The organism is Massilia horti, from assembly GCF_004614195.1.
In the GTDB taxonomy this organism is placed as follows: domain Bacteria; phylum Pseudomonadota; class Gammaproteobacteria; order Burkholderiales; family Burkholderiaceae_D; genus Telluria; species Telluria horti.
This window is the reverse complement of sequence record NZ_SPUM01000011.1, coordinates 48,791-67,037: the sequence shown is the minus strand read 5'-3', so window position 1 is coordinate 67,037 and position 18,247 is coordinate 48,791. Positions and strand designations below refer to the sequence as shown.

Genomic DNA, 18,247 nt, shown 5'->3' with positions numbered 1-18,247 from the left:
AACCCAGCTCGCAATGCAGTAACAATCGCTGTCCAACATTTCTGGGTCACTTCAGCAGGCGGGGACCCATGCTGAACGTCATATCACGCTGCCGATGGGGGGCAGCGCCAGTGGCGCTGTTCCCGCCAAGGGGGGCGCCGAGCCCGGGAACGACGTGCCAGCTTTCGTACTCCGGAACGGCGCCTTAGCGGGCGCCTGCCGCCTGGTCCTTGACCACGGCGCCACCCTTCATCACGAAGTTCACACGGGTGAGCTCGGCCGGGTCGGCCAGCGGGTCGCCCTTGACGGCGATGAGGTCGGCGTACTTGCCGACGCTGACCGAGCCGATGCGGTCCTTCCAGCCCAGCAAATCGGCCGCGTTGATGGTGGCGGCCTGGATCGCCTGCATCGGCGTCATGCCGTACTGCACCATGTAGCGGAACTGCCTGGCGTTGTCACCGTGCGGATAGACGCCGGCATCGGTGCCGAACGCCATCTTGGCGCCGCCCTTGTACGCCTTGCGGAAATTGTCGCGTTGCAGCTGGCCGAGCGCCTTTTCCTTGGCCAGCGATTCCGGCAGCATGCCCGCCTTTTCGCCCTCCTGCAGGATGTAGTCGTCGTTGTAGATGTCCATCACGAGGTAGGTGCCCCGCTCGCGCGCGAGCTTGATGCCCTCGTCGTCGATCAGGCTGGCATGCTCGACCGAATCGACGCCGGCCAGGATCGCGTCGCGGATGCTGCTGGCGCCATGCGCGTGCGCGGCCACCCGGCGGCCCAGCTTGTGGGCCTCGTCGACGATCGCCTGCATCTCTTCCAGCGTGTACTGTTGGGCGCCGGGCTCGTCGCCTTTCGACAGCACGCCACCGGAGGCGCAGATCTTGATGACGTCGGCGCCGTACTTGGCCATCTCGCGCACCTTGGCGCGCGCCGCCCACGGGCCGTCCGCCACGCCCTTCTCGACGTAGTGGAAGTCATGCGGCAGCAGGTTGTTGTCGCAATGGCCGCCCTGGATGCCCAGCGCGTAACCCGCCACACGCATGCGCGGCCCGGACAGTTCACCATCGTTAATCGCATCGCGCAGCGCCACGTCGCCAAAGCCGCCAGCCCCGACATTGCGCACCGCGGTAAAGCCCGCCTCCAGCGTCACCTTGGCCGCATGCGCGCCATACAGCGCCGAGCGGATGTCGGATACGCCCAGCGACGCATAGCCGTGCTGCGTGGGGTTGCCAGTCAGGTGGGTGTGGGCGTCGACCAGCCCCGGCAGCACGGTTGCGCCCGACAGGTCGATCACCCGCGCCCCAGCCGGCACCGCCGTGCTGGCGCGAGGACCGACGGCGGCAATGCGCTCGCCCTCGATGACGATGGTTTGGTCGGTGAGCACCTTGCCCGCCACCACGTCGACCAGTTTGCCGGCCTTGACGACGACGATCTTGTCCGCGGCAGACGCGCCGGCGGCCAGTCCCAGCGCGCCGAACATGGCGCCCAGCACGAACAGTTTCATTTTCATGTGAAATGGCTTTCGATGGTTGTGGAAACGGTTTGCGGGTCTGGCGCCGGCGTTATGGCCAGCTTGCGCCACCAGTACCAGGAGGCGATCGCGTTGATCCAGAAGCCGGCGTACAGCAGCGCGGTCAGGTATAGGCCACGGCTGTAATACAGCGGCGCCGCGATTGTATTGACGAGCAGCCAGAAGGCCCAGTTTTCGACCCTCCGCTGCATCATCAGGAACTGGGCGATGAGGCTAAACACCAGCACCGCGGAATCGACGAAAGGCGCGTACGCGTTGGTGTAGAAATGCAGCAGCGCGCCGTAGGCGGCGGTCGCGGCGATGCCGATCGGAACCGTCCACAACAAGCCGCAAACAGTCGCGTGGGTGATCGGCAGCGGCTTGCCGCTGTTACCCTTTTGCCATTTCCACCAGCCGACCACGCCAGTCCCGACGAAGAACACCTGCAGCATCACGTCCGCGTACAGGCGGCTCTCGGCAAACAGCAATGCGAACAGCAAGCAGCCGACGATGGTGGTCCACCAGGTGTGCACGCTGTTGCGCCCGGCGAGCACGATGGAGGCGGCGACAAACCCGTTGGCCGCCAGTTCCAGCGGTCCGATCATCGTGCCCCGCCCTGCGTTGTGCGCCTCATCCGCCGCTCCTTGTCCAAAGAGCGGTACTGTACGCCAGCCGGCCGGACTATTGCAAGCGTGTAATGTTTTTCAGAGGGAGATGGTGCCGTGCCCGCCCTGGTCGGACGCCGGCCCCTTGCCGGTGACCGCCGCCCTGGCCAGATGGAACATCCGCACCATCGCGCTCTGGTTGGCGTCCCAGTACTCGGCCGAGTGCGGGGCGATCCGCACCAGCACCGAGTGGTCATCGTCCGGACCGCCGGGCAACCAGAGCGCCACCGAGGCGCTCCACAAGTTGCGCACCTGGGCGCGGTCGACCACGCGCTCGGCGCAGCCGCTGACCGACACATACAGGTTCTCGACCGGCTTGGCGAACGCAAGATTGACTTCCGGGCGATGGGCGATGTTCTCCCACAGCGCGGTAAGCGTCGAGGTATAGAACCACAGCCCGCCCTTGTCGTCGGTCTTTTGCAACGTCATCGGCTGGCTCACCAGGTGGCCGTTCGCCGCGACGGTAGTGAACATCGCAAACCGAACCGGGTGGATCTTCGCCGTCAGCTCGGCGACATGGGCGTAGTCGTTCAAGGTCGCCATGACGTTCCCCTTTCAAATGGTCCGGGTGTCATCTTAGCGCCACCCGAGCGCACCATCGGTACGCAATCGTACCGACGCGGTTTCTATTGCACTTGCGGCCGCGATTCCGGGAGCCGGTTCGGGCCAGCACCTTGACGCGGCTCATTTGCTGCGCATAGCGCACGCCGATACTGAGACTTTGCGCGTGGGCGGCTTGGCTGCCTGCGCCTGTCAGAAATTGGAGGCATCGTGACGCTACCTGGTGATGAACTTCATCCGCGCCAGTCCGACGAACAGGACCATTTCATGCGAAGTCTGAGCCTGTTCACACAGCAGCATCGGGCCGGCCACTGGTCGGGGCCATTTTCCGAATTCATGGAAAGAATCCTGCCGCAAAAGGCCCAGCAGGTCGCCCGCAGCTCGCACCAGTACATCTGGGACATGATCCGGTCCACCTGTCAGGACGAAGGCGACGGCAAGTTCCGCTGCCGGCTGTTCGAAGACGATTTGTTCGGGATCGACGAGGCGATCGGGCGCGTGGTCGACTATTTCAAGGCCGCCGCCGCCGGCTCCGAGGTCGGGCGGCGCCTGCTGCTCCTGCTGGGACCGCCGTCCGGCGGCAAGTCGACGCTGGTCATCCTGCTCAAGCGCGGGCTGGAGGAATACAGCTACACCGACGAAGGCGCGCTGTACGCGATCGGCGGCTGCCCGGTGCACGAGTCGCCCCTGCACCTGATTCCGCACACCATGCGCGCAACCTGCCGCAACACCTACGGTATCGACATCACCGGCGAAGTCTGCCCGCACTGCCGGGCACGGCTGGAAGACCAGTTCGGCGGCGACTTTTTGCAGATGCCGGTCGAGCGCTTCTTCATCTCCGAATCGGGCCGCAGCGGCATCGGCACCTACGCGCCGCACGACCCCACGACCGCCGACCTGGCCGACCTGGTGGGCTCGGTCGACCTGTCCAAAGTGGCGCAATATGGCGACGAGGGCGATCCACGCGCCTGGTCCTGGTCCGGCGCGGTGTATGCGGCCAGCCGCGGGGTGCTGGAGATGATCGAGATCCTCAAGGTCAAGCGTGAATTTTTGTACCTGCTGCTCACGCTGACCCAGGAAAAGAACGTCAAGGTGTCGCGCTTTCCGCTGATCTACCTGGACGAGACCATCCTCGCCCACACCAACCTGGCCGAGTTCCGCAAGTTCCTGCAGGAGAGCGAAAACGAGGCCTTGCTTGACCGCATGGTGATCATCCAGGTTCCCTACACATTGAACTACAAGGACGAAGCACGCATCTACAAAAAGCTGATCTCGTCGGCGGCGCCCGCCTTTCGCGACGTCCACCTCGATCCGCACGTGCTGGATGCGGCGGCCGTGTTCGCCATCCTGTCGCGCATCCAGGACGCCGACGAAAAGGAGGTGGAACTGGTCAAGAAGGTGCGGATCCATGCCGACGAAGAGGTCGAAGGGGTGAACCGGGCCGACGTCCGCCGAGTCAAAGAGAAGGAGAAGGCGCCCGATGAAGGCTTGTCCGGGGTGTCGCCGCGCTTCGTGATCAATGCCTTGTCGAACGCGATCATCCAGTCGAACCAGAAAAGCCTGTCGACGATGGATGTGCTGCTCGCGCTCAAGGACGGGATCGAGAACGACGCCCGGATCGACCCCAAGCGCAAGCGCAAGTGGGTCGACTACCTGGTGCTGACCCGCAAGGACTTTTACAACCGCTGGGTCAAGCAGGACGTGCACAAGGCGCTGTTCGTGTCGTTCGAACAGGAGGCGCAGGACTTGCTGAACAAATACCTGGACGAAGTGGAGGCCATGCTCGACAACCGCACCATCAAGGACCCGATCACCAACGAGGAACGGCGGCCGGACGAGCGCTTTCTGCGTGCGGTCGAAGAAAAGATCCACATTTCGGAGTCGGGCAAGCAGTCGTTCCGGCAAGAGGTCGTGCGCAAGGCGATGGGCGCCTACAAGCGCGGCGTCAAGTTCGGGCTGGAGAGCCATGTCCAGCTCAACGACGCGGTACAGCAATACCTGTTCGAGCAGCGGCGCGACGTGCTGCGCCTGGTGAGCTCGGCCAAGCGGCCGGACGAAGAGATCCGGACCAAGATTTCCGCCGTCGAAAAGCGGCTGGTCGACGAATACGGTTACGACGCGCACAGCGCGCGCGAGGCCTTGAACTATGTGACGACATTACTGGCCCAAGAATAGCAAGACATACAGCCACGCTGGCCGGTACCTAAGGGGAGGTGCGGTGACTGCGACGATGAATACCGCTTGGTACGACCTGTTTTCGCGCGGGGCGCGCGACTGGTTGCGCCACAACGACAAGGTGCGCGAGGCGGTGCAGCACCACCTGCCGGACCTGATCGCGGGGCCGGACCTGATCACCGGCCCGCAAGAGCGCACGGTGCAGGTGCCGGTCCGCCTGCTGGAACACGCGCGCTTCCGCCTGGCCGATGGCCGTTCCCAGACCGGTGCTGGCCAGGGCCAGGGCGAACCGGGCGACATCCTGCAGCCTGGGCAGGACGAGGACGGGACCGGCGAAGGCAGCGAAGGCGGCAACGAGGACGGCGAAGTCAAGCTGCTGCTGGAGTTTTCGATCGACGACGTGATGGACTGGATCTGGGAAGAATTGAAGCTGCCCGACCTCAAGCCCAAACCCAGCGCGCGCATCGACGAAATGGAACTGGTGCGCGAGGGCTGGGACAAGCGCGGCGCGCGCTCGCGGCTGGACCGCCGCCGCACGGTCAAGGAGGCGATCAAGCGGCGCGCGGTGCAAACCGATCCGGTGCCCTTCACCAACGACGACCTGCGTTTCCGCCAGCTCGTCACCCGTTCGCGCCCCAGCACCAGCGCCGCGGTGTTTTTCGTGATCGATGTCTCGGCCAGCATGACCCAGATCGAGCGCAAGCTGGCCAAGTCGTTCTTCTTTTTCGCGCTGCAGGGCATCCGGCGCCGCTACGCCAAGGTCGAAACCCGCTTCGTGGCCCACACCACCCACGCCTGGGAGTTCGGCGAAGGCGACTTCTTCCAGGTCTCGGGCATCGGCGGCACCATCGCGTCCAGCGCCTTCAAGCTCACGCTGGACATCATCCGCAGCGAACTGAACACGGCACAGAACAACATCTACATGTTCTACGCATCCGACGGCGAGAACTTCACCGAAGACCGCGCCTCGGCGCACCAGTCGCTCACCGAGCTGGCCCGCATGCTCAACTACATCGGCTACATCGAAACCCTGCCGGGCGTGCCGCGTTCGCTCGAGACCGAGATGCGGCGCCTGTGCAACGACCTCGAACGGCGCGGGCTGCCGATCGGCTCCAGCATCCTGTCCAGCTCGGATGACGTGTGGCGCGCGCTGCGCAAGTTCTTCACCGACCAGGGCGAAGCGCACCAGGCGGAGGCGACCCGATGAGCGACATGGCCACCCGCCTGGACGACTACACCCGGCGCCTGGAGACGCTGGGGACCAAGCTCGGCATGGACTTCTACCCGGTCAACTTCGACCTCGTGCCGAACAATTTCATGCTGGAGATTTCGGTCTACGGGCTGCCGGTGCGCATGCGCCACTGGTCGTTCGGCGTGCGCTACATTCACCAGCTGGTGCGCCAGCACATGGGCCACTCGCGCATCTTCGAAGTCATGTTCCCGGGCGACCCCTGCGAAGCCTTCATGCTCCAGAATAATTCGCTGGCCGAAAACACGCTGGTGACGGCCCATGTGCTGGGGCACGCGGACTTCGCCAAGAACAACCAGCTGTTCACCCGCTTCATGGCGATGGCGGGCAGCCACATCCTGGAACAAAGCGCGGCGCGCGCGCACCGCCTCGAACAGGCGCTGACCGCGCACGGCCAGGACCGGGTGGAAGCGGTGCTCGACGCGGCGCTCGCCCTCGAGCAGCACATCGACGTCGACCAGCCGCTGCACCGGCCGCTCTACCCCCCTTTCATGGCGCCGCCCGGCGAGGCCCCGGCCGACGTCTTCCGTGACCGGTTCGCCCGCCTGCCGGGCGAAGCGCCGCCGCCGCCGCGCGACGACAAGCTCCGGCGCAGCCCCTTGCCGCCCCAGCCGGAGCGCGACCTGCTGTGGTTCATCGCGCACTACGGACCCGAGCTGGAGGACTGGGAACGGGACATCTTCCTGGCGGTGCGCGAGGAAGCGTATTACTTCCATCCGATCTTTTCCTGTCAGATCATGAACGAAGGCTGGGCCTCATACTGGCATGCGCGCCTGCTGCGCGAAGCGCGCTTCCTGCCGCACGAACTGTATCTGGCGGCGATCAAGTCGCATTCCGACGTCGTGCGCCCGTATGCCGGCGGCCAGCAGCTGGCCTTGTCGCTGAACCCCTACCACCTCGGCTTTTCCATGTGGGAAGCGATCATCGACAAGCACGGCATGGAGCAGGCGCGGGAGATTGTCCGCGACGAGGACGACTTCGGCTTTATCCGCAACTACCTCGACCAGGAACTGGCGGACAAGCTCGAACTGTTCGTCTACGAAACGCGCAAGGATGGCGAGACCAAGATCATCAACCGCGACATCCACGCGATCCGCGAAGCGATTTTGGCGCCGAAATACAACTACGGCGCGCCGTCGATCGCGGTCAGCCAGGTGGGCGCCGACGGCAGCCTCGACCTGCGCCACGACTACTTGCACGACGGACGCGGGCTGGACCTGCAACAGGCCGAGCGGGTGATGGAATATGTGGGCAAGGTCTGGCGCCGGCCTGTTTCGTTGCACACGGTCGATTTTCGTGGCGTTGTCCGAGTGCTGCCCGCGCGCAAGATCGGATTTTGATCAGAGGCCGCCGTTCGATGCGCCGCGCGCGGCGACCAACACCCGTAGCGCATGAACGGATCCGTAGGGTGCGCACCCGTGCGCACGCGGACGCTAGCGCAGTGCTAGCGTTTACCGGGCGGCTGTATCGCATGAACGATCGGGTAGTGCCTAGGGTGGGCAGGGTGAGGCTGGCCAGTGGCCGGCCGAACGCCCACGCGTGCAACGATGGCCGGCCATATCCGACGGTTTCCGTGCTCGTTGAACTACCTGCGCGCAAGATCGGATGTTGATCGCGATAACCTGATGCGCCGGCTGCGGCGACCGACATCCGAAGTGCATGAACGATCCGTAGGGTGCGCACCCGTGCGCACGCGGACGTCTGCGCAGTGCTAGCGTTGACCCGGCGGCTGTAACGCATGAACGATCGTAGTGCGTAAGGTGGGCAGGTTCGCGTTCAGCATCTTCGAACAGTTTCCGTGTTCGTTGAACGCGTGGCCGGGAAACCCGCCCACCGTCTAAACCCGCTAAAGGTAGCACGTCGTTCCCGCGAAGGCGGGAACAGCGCCACTGGCGCTGTTCCCCGGCCGCGTAAAATGACGTTCAGCATGGGTCCCCGCCTTCGCGGGGACGACGATTGTTTTTGGCTAACTATTGATGTGGCGTGCGCTTGGCATCCCCGGCGGCCCTGCGCGCCCAACGATATTTTTACACCGTAGCGCAGTTTTCGACTTATGGCCCTTCACCTCCTTTCGCCCTCCCCGGCTCATACCTCCCCGGCGCGATGATCCCCTCCGGATCCAGTGCGGCCTTGATCCGCGCCACGGTCTTCCAATACACATCGCCATGCGGATCGAGATCCCCCATCGACTGGTTCCCGACCCGGTACGGAATGTAGCCCGCATCCATCACCCGCGTGAACACCTCCCGGTAACACCGGTGCGCCCGCTCCACCTCTTCCGGATCGTCCTTGTCATACGCGATCGTCAACACCCCGCCCAGCGTGCGCTCATTGATCATGCTAAACGTCGCGAACAGGTCAAACCCGTGCGTGCGAAACACCGGCTCGGCCATGCCATGCAGGGCCAGCAGATCGCTGCCGCGCATCGGCAACACCGGTGACACCCACAGCAGGCCGCAATTGTCCTGTGCCGGATCGGCCTGGCGAGGAAAGCCTTCCGGCAAACCGCCACGCCTGCGCCAGTACGCCCCAGCGAGAAAACGGCCATTGGGAATGCCCCGGTTCATCGCGAACAGGCTCTCGCCCAGCGCCACCTGCGCCCGCACGCGGCGCCCAAGCGGCCTGTCCCCCAGCACGCGCGCCAGCATGGCACCCAGCCTGAGCTTGCGCTCGGTAATGAACACCGGCTTGGCCGCCGTCCGGCGCAGCGCCTGCCGCAGCGCGTCGCGTGCGGCCGCGACCTGCGCGCGGCTTCCATACAGCGCGCCCGAGACGGTCCAGGCAGCAATACCTGCCGCCCCACACAGCTCGGCGCGCACTTCCTCCGTCAGGGCGGACTGCCCGGGCACCTCCACGCGCGGGAACACCCGGCCGCCCGACAGCACGCGCAGGTCATTGCCGATGTGAACGACGCTGCGCAGCGTCCCGTCCATGCGCAACGGCCGCAGCGCATCTACCACGCCCGCAATATCGGCGTGCCGATTCACGCTGCAGAGGAAATGCTCGATGCAGGCGACCTGCGGCATCAGCCAGATGCCAAGCTGGGTGACGATGCCGAAATTCGATTGCGTGAACAGACCGTCGAGAAACGGCCCTACGCCATACGGAAACAGATGGGTGGTGCGCGCATTCGGATAATGGCCGAATCCGGTGTCGAGAATCTCGCCATCGGCCAACACGACCTGCATGCCGGCTACATGCTGCAGCCGGTTGCCGTATGGCGAGTGGCCAAAACCCCGCTCCAGGATATTGCCGACGAAACTCGTGTCCGGTCCCGCGCCCGTACAATCAGCCCAAAGGGCAATTTCATGGTCGCGCAGAAAGTCCGATAGCTGCTGCTGGGTCACACCCGGTTCGATCAACGCGTACCCCAGCTCCGGGTCGACCTGAATGATGCGGTTCATGCGCGACAGGTCGACGATGACCTGGCCGCCGCTCACCGCGCAGGCATCGCCGTATCCCCAGTTCTTGCCGGTGCTCACGGGATACAGCGCGATGTTGTGCTGGCGCGCAGCGCGCACCAGTGCCGCCACCTGGCGCGCTGAGTTGGGCCGCACGACGGCCAGCGGCCGCATGCTGTTTGCCGCGGTGCTGCGTGCGTAGCGCTCGATCAGCCCGGGGTCGTCGCGCAGGTAACCCGCGCCGACGATCGCGGCCATCGCCTCCAATCCCGGGGCGCGCGCAGGCAGGCTGGTCCCCGCAGCAAGCCTCTCTTGTTCTGCAATGACGTCCATGACATCTCCTTACCGGCATCCGGCCAGCAGGCGCGCCGTGATGCCCGGCTCGTCCCAGCTCGGAAAAAAATAGGGATAAAACGAGCGCTCCGCGCCGTGCTGTTCCATCGTGCCGCCCCACCTGCGAATCTGGGCGCCCATGTAGTCCAGCGGCAGCCGCAACAGCACCGCAGGCGCGTCCACGCGGGCGCACGGACGTTCGCCGCCGAAATCGGCAAAGCCGAGCATGCGCTTGTAGAACGCCACGTGGCGCGGGTTGACCTCGATGACGTAATCGGTAAAGCCCTGCAGCTTGTGCGCATACAGGTAGGAGATGTGGATCAGGGCCGCGAACACACGCTTGGTCACGCCCTTGTCGATTGCCAGCCGGGCCGGCTCCGCAAGGCGCCGGCCCTGGCGCCTGAGCGCGTCGAGCTTGTCGCCGAAGTTCTCGTCGGCCGGCAGCTGTCCGGCCCGGTCCAGGCACAGGCTCATGGTGCCCACCAGCGTGCCGCCGGTTTCCGCGAACAGGGTGATCTGGTTGGCGTCGTGGTCGTCGCTGACCTCGAACGCATAGCCGCGCCAGGCATACATCTTTCGCAGCAGCAGGCTGGCCGCCTTGCGCGGTTCCGACGCCGTCGCCAGCCTTACGTGAAACACCTGAGCGCCGCACGCCGTTCCATGGGCGATGTCGGCGCGGCGTTCGCTGATGCCCAGCGTCCGCAACGCGGGGGGCGCTTCAAATGTCGCAATACAATCCTCTTCTACCAGCATACTCGTCTTCCTCCGGTTGGGCGTCCGGGCGTGGCGGCCTGGACGGATATTGGTCCCAGTCAGACAAGGTCAGCAGCAGCCCGGTTCCGCGCCAGCCGCCGTTGCGTTTGCCGTATAAACATGGATCAAGCCCAAGAAACATCGCGCTCAAGGATCGCTGAAATCGCAGCGCGCAAGGCCCCGCCACGCACCTTTGATACGAGTCAACGGCCCGGAGAAGTCGGCGTTTGCCGTGTCCGCTCGGCCATATAATCGTCAGGTGGCAAGGCCGGCATTGGCGCTGGCGGACAGACAAACGGAGAGCGACAGGACATGAAGCACATCACCGGCCCGCTGCTGTCCAGGCATGGCCCTCTTATTGCACGGGGGCACCGATGAGCGCCGCGCTGCTGCCCCTGGCGGCCCAGCCAGAACTGCTGCTGCTCGCACCAAGCCTGCCCGCCCCGATCGACCGCGGCGAGCGCCTGCGCTGGTACCACATGCTGCGCTACTTGAGCCAACATTACCGGGTGCACCTGGGCTGCTTCATTGACGAGCGGCACGACCGCGCCCACATCAGCCGCATCAAGGCGCTGTGCTACGAAACCTGTTTGGTGCCGATTCCCCGTACCGCGCGGCTCGCTAGCCTGCACTGGCTCGGGCGCGCACGCACGGCCGCGATCGCGCGCCAGCCCGATCCCGCGATAGCAAGCTGGACCGAACGCCTGCTGCGGCGGCACCCCATCCAAGCCGTGCTGGCCTGCTCGGCCCGCATGGGAGCCTACCTTGCGCCAGCGGCTGGTTGCCTGCGCGTGGTCGATCTGGTCGACGTCGAATCGGACCAGCGGCGCCACGCCGCGTCGCGCCTGCGCTGGCCGCTTGCGGCGCTCGCGCGGCGCGACGCGACCCGGCTCCTCGACCACGAACGCACCCTTGCACGCTCGGCCGACCATCTGCTGTTCGCAGCAAACGGCCATGCCGACCTGTTCGCCCGGCTCGATCCCGAATCGGCCCACAAGCTGCACGTCATCGGTAATGGCGTGGATGCCGATTACTATTCGCCCCATATCCTGCACCGCAATCCGTTCCCGGCCGGCCAGCGCGCCCTGGTATTCGCGGCAAGCATGGACGACCGCGCCAATGCTGCCGCGGCCATCTGGTTCGCGCGCCACGTGTTGGTTCCGCTGCGCGCGGACGATCCGTCGCTGCACCTGTGGGTGGTCGGCGCACGGACCGCCCCGCGGTTGCGCGCTCTGGCGGGCATCGCCGGCGTGAGCGTTACCGGCGGGGTGTCCGATGTGCGCCCCTACCTCGCGCACGCGGCGCTGGTGGTGGCGCCGCTGCAGGCCGGCCACGGCTTCAGGCACAAGGTGCTGGAGGCGATGGCAATGCAAAAGCTGGTGATCGCCTCGCCGCAGGCAGTGGACGATCTGTCGCTGCGGCCGGGCGATGAACTGCTGATCGCCGACGGCGCGCACGCTTACCTCAATCAGGTGCGCGCGGCGCTTGGCCGCATCGACACGGCGGCCATCGGACGCGCCGCGCGCGCCCGGGTCCTGCACGAGCACGGGTGGGCCGCGCGCATGGCGCCGCTCGCGGCCCTGATCGAGTCCTGTGGCGCGCGCCACGCCAGCGCCTGACGCGAGGTCGCACAGCGGAGCCATCATGCACGATCCCACCGAACAACCGCCGCTGGTCGTCCACGTCGTCAGCCAGCTTGACCTGGGCGGCATGGAAAATGGCCTGATCAACCTGATCACCCACATGCCGGCCGGGCGCTACCGGCACGCCATCGTGTGCCTGAAGGACCACGGCGACTATCACGCGCACATCCGCGAACGCGGGGTCGAGATCATCAGCCTGCACAAGCGCGACGGCAAGGATCTGGGCCACTACCTGCGCATGTACCGCACGCTGCGCAAGCTGCAGCCGGACCTGGTCCACACGCGCAACCTGCCGGGCCTGAAGGGCCAGCTGGTCGCGGCGCTGGCCGGCGTCAAGCTGCGCGTGCATGGCGAGCACGCGCGCGACCTGTGCGACCTGCATGGCACGCGCCGCCGCTACCGGCTGCTGCGGCGCGCGCTGCGCCCGCTGATCGGCCATTTCATCACCGTCAGCGCAGAGCTCAGGCGCTGGCTGATCGAGCACGATGGGGCCGAGCCCGAGCGCGTATCGCAAATTCCAAATGGGGTCGACAGCGTGCAGTTCCATCCGCGCCTGGGCCCGCCGGCGGCGGTGGGCCCCGCCGGCTTCATGCAGGACAACGCGTTCGTGATCGGCAGCGTCGGCCGCATGGACGAGGTCAAGAGCCACGTGACCCTGGTCGACGCCTTCCTGCGCCTGATCGCCTCGCCGCATCCGGCGCACCAGCGCCTGCGCCTGATGATCATCGGTGACGGGCCGATGCGCGCGGAATGCCAGGCCATGCTCAGCCGGGCCGGCGCGGCGCACCGCGCGTGGCTGCCAGGCGAGCGCACCGACATCGCCCAGCTGCTGCGTGCGATGGACCTGTTCGTGCTGCCCTCGCGGGCCGAGGGCAGCTCCAACACAATCCTGGAGGCGATGGCCACCGGGCTGCCGGTGGTGGCGACCAATGTCGGAGGCAACCCCGAGCTGGTCCATCCCGGCTTCACCGGCATCCTGGTGCCGCCGTGCTCGCCCGATCTCATGGCGGCGGCGATCGCCGACTACTGCCGCATTCCGGAAATGGGCACACGCCACGGTGCGCGCGCACGCAGCCAGGTGATCGCGCACCACAGCCTGCCGGCGATGGCGCGCAGCTACCTTGCCATCTACGATGCTTTGGCCAGCGCCGCGCGGTAGCAGGCAACGAGGGCAATACCGACGGTATTCCAGTCGAGATGGCGCACCAGCGCGCGCACCGCGTCGCGCCGGGGCGGCGCCGCCAGCAGGCCGGATACCTGCCGCTTGAGCATCTCGCCATCTCCCCGGTCCACCGTGCGCACCGCGAACCCGGCGCCTGCCAGGCCAGGCAACGTCGGTGCACCGATCACGGGCGTGCCCGCGGCGAGCGCCTCGGCGCAGGCCATCGCGCCGGCCACATGCGCGCCCTGCACGAACACCGAGGCCGCCGCGTAGGCGCTGGCCAGGAGCGGATCCTCGTGCCTGAGCGGGCCGGTGCAGCTCACGGTGCGCAGGCTGCGCAGTTCATCGAGGTAGGCGCAATCGCGCTCGCGCGCTTCGCCAATCACGACCAGCGGCAGCGCCAGCTCCGCCAGCGTGCGCGCCACCGCCAGCTGGCCAGCATAGGGCGAAACCCGGCCAACCATCAAGGCAAAGCGGCCGAGGATGTGCTGGCGCGCGCGGAACAGCTCCGGATCGGCATCGAAGAAACGCGCGGACACTCCGTTCGGCACCACTCGCACCTTGGCCGGGTCGACCAGGAATGCCTCGCAGATCGCGTGGCGTTCGGCCTCGTGCTGTGCCAGCACCAGGGCCGCGTGACCGAGCGCGCGCCGGATCTGCGCGTATCCGCTGTCCAGGTCGCAATCGTTACGGTTGCCGAACACCCTGTCCGCCACCCGCGCCCTGCTCCCGTTCGCCCGGCTCCATCCGGGAGCCAGCCGCGGCGACAGCACCACCGGCAACGCCTGCGAAGCCGCATCCTCGACCGCGCGCGCCAACGGCTCGCCGCTGCCAAACACGTGCAGCAGGTCGCACGGATCCGCCAGCGGCCGCGCCAGGCCGACGATCGCAGCCTCGATGCCCAGCGCCTGCAACGCGCCCAAGGTGGCGCGCAGCTGTGCCCGCAGGCCGCCATGCCGCTCCGCCTGCAACGGATCGGCCAGGAGCGCAACGCGCATCGTGCTCATGATTCGCTCACGCTGGCTTGAACCCGCCGGCGCACCGGCGCGAGGCCCGACCCGCCGGGATGCTGGGCCAGCCACTGCTCGAGCATCATCAACATCCACACCATGGCGCCGTGGCGCGCCGGCTGCGCGGGCAGATGGCGCGCCAGTAGCGTGTCGATGAAATCCCCGCGCACGATGTGCCGCCGGCGCAGGCCATTCAGGCTGTCGAAGGCGATCGTGCGCAACCGGGTATCGGCCTGCAGCCAGCGTCCCAGCGGCAGCTCGAAGCAGCGCCCGCGCGCCGCCGCCAGCCGCGGCGGCAGCACGGTGCGCAACGCACTGTGGAGCAGGCCGCGCGACCACGCGGTCTGCCGCTTCAGGCGTGGCTCGACCCGCGCCGCGAACGCGACCATCGCGTCGGAGAGGTAGGGCCAGGCCACCTCGATGCCCGCCAGCTGGCAGGCCTGCTCCAGCGCCGGCAGCGTGCGGTCCGCCAGTCCGTACTGCAGTTCGACGGCGATCATCCGGTTCAGCTCATCCCTGCCCTGTGCCAGCCACCAGGCCTGTTCCTGCGCCGCCTGCGGCGCGCCCGGGTCGAGCGCGTCCAGGAAGTCCGCCTCGAACACGTTGGAGGCGCCGTAGGCGGCCAGCGCACTGGCGTGCCGCAACCGCGCAGGCAGCGGTTCCATCGCCTGCACCACGCGTTCGCGCAGGGCCGCCACCGGTCCGTGCAGGCTGCCCGCGACCCGGAACAGCATCGGCTCGAAGACCAGCTGGCGCAGCGCGGCAGGCAGGCGTTCGTAGCTGGACAAGCGCAGTTGCGCGGCGCATGGCGGGCGCACGCCGAACAGCAGCGAGGCGCCGGTGCCGCCCAGCAGGCGCTGTATCCCGGCCTCGCGCGCCGCCAGCGCGCAATGGAAGGCGCCCAGCGCCGCGGGATCGCCGTATGGCTGGTCGAACCCGGCCGCGAGCTGGGGGATCGCGTCCGCCACGTCGCCAGGTCCCACCACGCGCTCGTGGTGGGTGCTGTTCAGGCGCCGCGCTGCACCCAGGGCCCCGCGCCCGTGCGTATCGGCGCCGGCCGCACAGGTCGGCACGGCGCCGCCAGCCTCCGTCTGCGCGAGCGCGGCAAGCGCGGCGCTGTGGACGCCACCGCCCAGCATCACGCCCACCTGGTGCTGGCCGAGGCTGCCCTCCACCGCGCCGCGCAGGGTGTCGACCAGCTCGTCCCGTAGTAGCGGCAATTCGCCCGCTTCGTGTTCGTGAAAGCGCAGGCGCCAGTAGCGTCCACGTTCCAGGCGCCCGCCGTGCAAGTGGATAAATTCGCCCGGCGCCAGCTTGCGCTGGCCCTTGTAGATCACGGCGGGGCCAGGCACGCCGCAGAAATGCACGTAGTTGTACAGCGTCTGGGGATCGATGTCGCGCCCGGCGCCGGGATGCAGCACCAGGGCGTCGGCACGGCTCGCGAACACCAGGGTGTGGCCGACCAGCTGGTAGTACAGCGGGCGGGTGCCGGCCCGGTCGACCGCCAGCAAGGCTTCGCCGCGGCGCTCGTCAAGCAGCGCGAACGCAAAATGGCCGGACAGTGCCGAACAGGCCTTGGCCCCATGCAGCCGCCACAGGCGCGCCAGCGCGTCGACGCGCTCGCCCCAGTACGCGATCAAGAGGCCGTCCTCATGGTACAGGCCGGCGCGATCGAGCCCGCCCGCCAGCGCGACCGTCCCGGCACTATGCGAGGCCGTGCGCAGCGGCGCCTGGTCCAGCCGGGACAGCGGCGCGGCCATGCGCGCGATCGGCAGTGCCGCCGGCTCGTGTGAGAACCATCCGCACAGGCCGCTCATGGCCGGGCCCCGGGCAGCCGCCGGTCATGCGACAACGCATGCTTCCCCAGCGCTCGTTGGCAGATCAATGGGTGGACCAGCCTTGCCATCTCGCCTCCCTGGAAAATGCCTCCCGTAAAGATTCATCATTCAGAAAAAGCCGTTCCCGCTCATTGACTCGGCTCAACGAACCCTGCTTCCGCGCCCTTGTGGGCAATCAACACTTGCCACTGGCGGGGGTGTCTAATTGACATAAATGCATGCCGTCTACCGAGTGGCGAGGTGCTGCGCGTGACCCGTCACACTTGTGCAGGAGATGCTCGCGCCATGAATGCCCCGCTGCTGTCCACGCCGCGCGTGGAGCCCTTCTTCTTCGATGCCGAGCCTGGCACGCGCTTTTGCCTGTACCACGCACCCAATCCGCATGTCGAGCCGCGCGGCGCGATCCTGTACGTGCACCCGTTTGCTGAAGAGCTTAACCGCACTCGGCGCATGGCGTCGCTCCAATCGCGCGCGTTCGCCGCCATGGGCTACACGGTGTTGCAGATCGACCTATTCGGCTGTGGCGACAGTTGCGGCGAATTCAACGCCGGCCGCTGGGAACTGTGGAAACTCGACCTCGGCGTGGCGGCGCGCTGGCTGCGCGACCGCACCAACGGCCCGCTGCTGCTGTGGGGCGTGCGCCTGGGGGGCCTCCTGGCGCTCGACTTCGCACAACACGCCCAGGTGGCCGGCCTTATCTTGTGGCAACCGTTCATGAGCGGCCGCGCCTGCATCAACCAGTTCCTGCGCCTGCGCCTGGCCGAATTGCAGCAGAACGCGCCCGCCAACGCGCCGCGTAGCACCGCCGCCCTGCGCGCCCAACTGGCCGTGCATGGAGTGATCGAAGTAGGCGGCTACGAGGTCGCGGTCCCGCTGGTGAAGGCGATCGACGCCTGCCACGCGTCGAACATCAAGCTGCCGCCCTGCACCGTGCACTGGTTTGCGAATGGCGACCCGGTGTCGCCCCGGCTCATTGCCACCGCCGGCGCTCTGGCGACGCAATGGGCAAACGATGGGGTCACGCTGCACTTTCATACGGTGAACGGTGCGGAATTCTGGGGTGGCGACGACGTGATCGAATGCACCGCGCTGCTCGATGCCACCAGCGCCGTATTTTCCGGGAGCGCATCATGAAGATGGAACAGCGCGCACTCAGCTTTTTCTGCAAGGGCAGCAGCCTGGTGGGCATCATCGACGTGCCCGAACGCCCGCTGCAGCGCGGCCTGCTGGTGCTGGCCGACGCGCCCCAGTACCGGGTTGGCGGCCACCGCCAGTTCACCCTGCTCTCGCGCGCGCTGGCGGTGCGCGGGATTCCCGTGATGCGCTTTGACCGCCGCGGCATGGGCGACAGCGAAGGCGAACCGCGCGCCAGCGACACGGTCGACGAGGACGTGCGCAGCGCGCTCAAGGAGTTCTTCGCCCACATGCCGGAGATGAAGGAAGTGGTGATCCTCGGCCTGGGCGACGGCGCCACCGCGGCCGCGCTCTACGCGCCACAGGACGAACGGGTGCGCGGCCTGGTGCTGCTCAACCCGCAAATGCGCAAAACCCACGGCAGCGTGCACCACTCGCTGGGCCACCACTACCTGGCGCGGCTGGGCGAAGTCGCGTTCTGGAAGAAGATCGCCGCCGGCAAGGTGGACCTGGCCGCCAGCGCCGCGGCCCTGCGCCAGAACGTGCGCGAGCACCGCCAGACGCTGCCGCGCCGCCTGATCGCGAGCCTGGCCGGCTTTTCGGGCCAGGTGCTGGTGGTGCTCGGCGGCGCCGATCCGGCGGCCCAGGAGGCCACGCGCCTGCTGGCGCGCCATCACGTGCGCTGCCGCCGGGTCGAGATTCCCGAAGCCGACCACGCATTTGCCAGCCGCGCCTGGCGCGAACAGGTCGCCGCCACCAGCGCCAACTGGATCGTCTCCTGGTAGCACCGCGCAGGCGGACCGCAAGTCTTGATCGCGATGCAAAAAGCATCCGGGC

The 18,247-nt window shown here is 67.1% G+C and carries 14 protein-coding genes; 7 read left to right on the top strand and 7 right to left on the bottom strand.

The genetic code is table 11. The features are described from left to right. Positions 1-184 precede the first annotated feature (184 nt). The 3 genes from E4O92_RS02295 to E4O92_RS02285 form a co-directional block, all read right to left on the bottom strand. Positions 185-1,486 (bottom strand): Xaa-Pro dipeptidase, encoded by a 1,302-nt coding sequence (locus E4O92_RS02295; RefSeq protein WP_135188128.1) that lies wholly within the window; start codon positions 1,484-1,486, stop codon positions 185-187. Continuing rightward, positions 1,483-2,091, bottom strand: a complete 609-nt coding sequence (pnuC, locus tag E4O92_RS02290) for a nicotinamide riboside transporter PnuC (RefSeq protein ID WP_135188127.1) — start codon at positions 2,089-2,091, stop codon at positions 1,483-1,485. The genes E4O92_RS02295 and pnuC overlap by 4 nt, the downstream gene beginning before the upstream one ends. Positions 2,092-2,190: 99 nt before the next feature. Then, on the bottom strand, positions 2,191-2,694 hold the full coding sequence (locus tag E4O92_RS02285) for a pyridoxamine 5'-phosphate oxidase family protein (protein WP_135188126.1): 504 nt from the start codon (positions 2,692-2,694) through the stop codon (positions 2,191-2,193). Between the two features lie 285 nt (positions 2,695-2,979). On the opposite strand from E4O92_RS02285, the gene E4O92_RS02280 reads away from it, so the two are divergent. Genes E4O92_RS02280 through E4O92_RS02270 form a run of 3 tightly spaced genes read left to right on the top strand, consistent with a single transcriptional unit; the run spans position 2,980 to position 7,476 of the window. Beyond that, positions 2,980-4,887 (top strand): serine protein kinase, encoded by a 1,908-nt coding sequence (locus tag E4O92_RS02280; protein ID WP_135188125.1) that lies wholly within the window; start codon positions 2,980-2,982, stop codon positions 4,885-4,887. 55 nt (positions 4,888-4,942) lie between these two features. Next, on the top strand, positions 4,943-6,094 hold the full coding sequence (locus E4O92_RS02275) for a DUF444 family protein (RefSeq protein WP_135188124.1): 1,152 nt from the start codon (positions 4,943-4,945) through the stop codon (positions 6,092-6,094). Beyond that, positions 6,091-7,476, top strand: coding sequence for a SpoVR family protein (locus E4O92_RS02270; RefSeq protein WP_206076798.1), 1,386 nt, complete (start codon positions 6,091-6,093; stop codon positions 7,474-7,476). Before E4O92_RS02275 ends, E4O92_RS02270 begins: the two co-directional genes overlap by 4 nt. Before the next feature lie 711 nt (positions 7,477-8,187). On the opposite strand, the gene E4O92_RS02265 is transcribed toward E4O92_RS02270, so the two are convergent. Together E4O92_RS02265 and E4O92_RS02260 are read right to left on the bottom strand one after the other, a co-directional pair. Then, positions 8,188-9,870 carry an FAD-binding oxidoreductase gene (locus tag E4O92_RS02265; protein ID WP_135188123.1) on the bottom strand — a complete coding sequence of 561 codons (1,683 nt, stop codon included), beginning with the start codon at positions 9,868-9,870 and terminating at the stop codon, positions 8,188-8,190. Positions 9,871-9,879: 9 nt separating this feature from the next. Continuing rightward, positions 9,880-10,623 carry an N-acyl amino acid synthase FeeM domain-containing protein gene (locus E4O92_RS02260; RefSeq protein ID WP_135188122.1) on the bottom strand — a complete coding sequence of 248 codons (744 nt, stop codon included), beginning with the start codon at positions 10,621-10,623 and terminating at the stop codon, positions 9,880-9,882. A 374-nt stretch (positions 10,624-10,997) separates the two neighbouring features. On the opposite strand from E4O92_RS02260, the gene E4O92_RS02255 reads away from it, so the two are divergent. Together E4O92_RS02255 and E4O92_RS02250 are read left to right on the top strand one after the other, a co-directional pair. Further along, entirely contained in the window at positions 10,998-12,242 is a 1,245-nt protein-coding gene (locus E4O92_RS02255) for a TIGR03087 family PEP-CTERM/XrtA system glycosyltransferase (protein ID WP_135188121.1), read from the top strand. Positions 12,243-12,267: 25 nt separating this feature from the next. Next, complete coding sequence (locus E4O92_RS02250; protein ID WP_135188120.1) at positions 12,268-13,425, top strand: TIGR03088 family PEP-CTERM/XrtA system glycosyltransferase; 1,158 nt, start codon at positions 12,268-12,270, stop codon at positions 13,423-13,425. On the opposite strand, the gene E4O92_RS02245 is transcribed toward E4O92_RS02250, so the two are convergent. Further along, a complete protein-coding gene (locus tag E4O92_RS02245; protein WP_135188119.1) occupies positions 13,395-14,435 on the bottom strand; it encodes a glycosyltransferase in 1,041 nt (346 codons plus the stop codon). The two genes, E4O92_RS02250 and E4O92_RS02245, sit on opposite strands and share 31 nt — an antisense overlap. Then, a complete protein-coding gene (locus E4O92_RS02240) occupies positions 14,432-16,255 on the bottom strand; it encodes an asparagine synthetase B family protein (RefSeq protein WP_135188118.1) in 1,824 nt (607 codons plus the stop codon). The genes E4O92_RS02245 and E4O92_RS02240 overlap by 4 nt, the downstream gene beginning before the upstream one ends. A 306-nt stretch (positions 16,256-16,561) precedes the next feature. Here E4O92_RS02240 and E4O92_RS02235 point away from each other — a divergent pair, with 306 nt between their 5' ends. Further along, positions 16,562-17,410: a hydrolase 2, exosortase A system-associated gene (locus E4O92_RS02235; protein ID WP_135188117.1), complete on the top strand. Its 849-nt coding sequence runs from the start codon at positions 16,562-16,564 to the stop codon at positions 17,408-17,410. Continuing rightward, positions 17,407-18,195: a hydrolase 1, exosortase A system-associated gene (locus E4O92_RS02230; RefSeq protein WP_135188116.1), complete on the top strand. Its 789-nt coding sequence runs from the start codon at positions 17,407-17,409 to the stop codon at positions 18,193-18,195. Before E4O92_RS02235 ends, E4O92_RS02230 begins: the two co-directional genes overlap by 4 nt. Positions 18,196-18,247 lie beyond the last annotated feature (52 nt).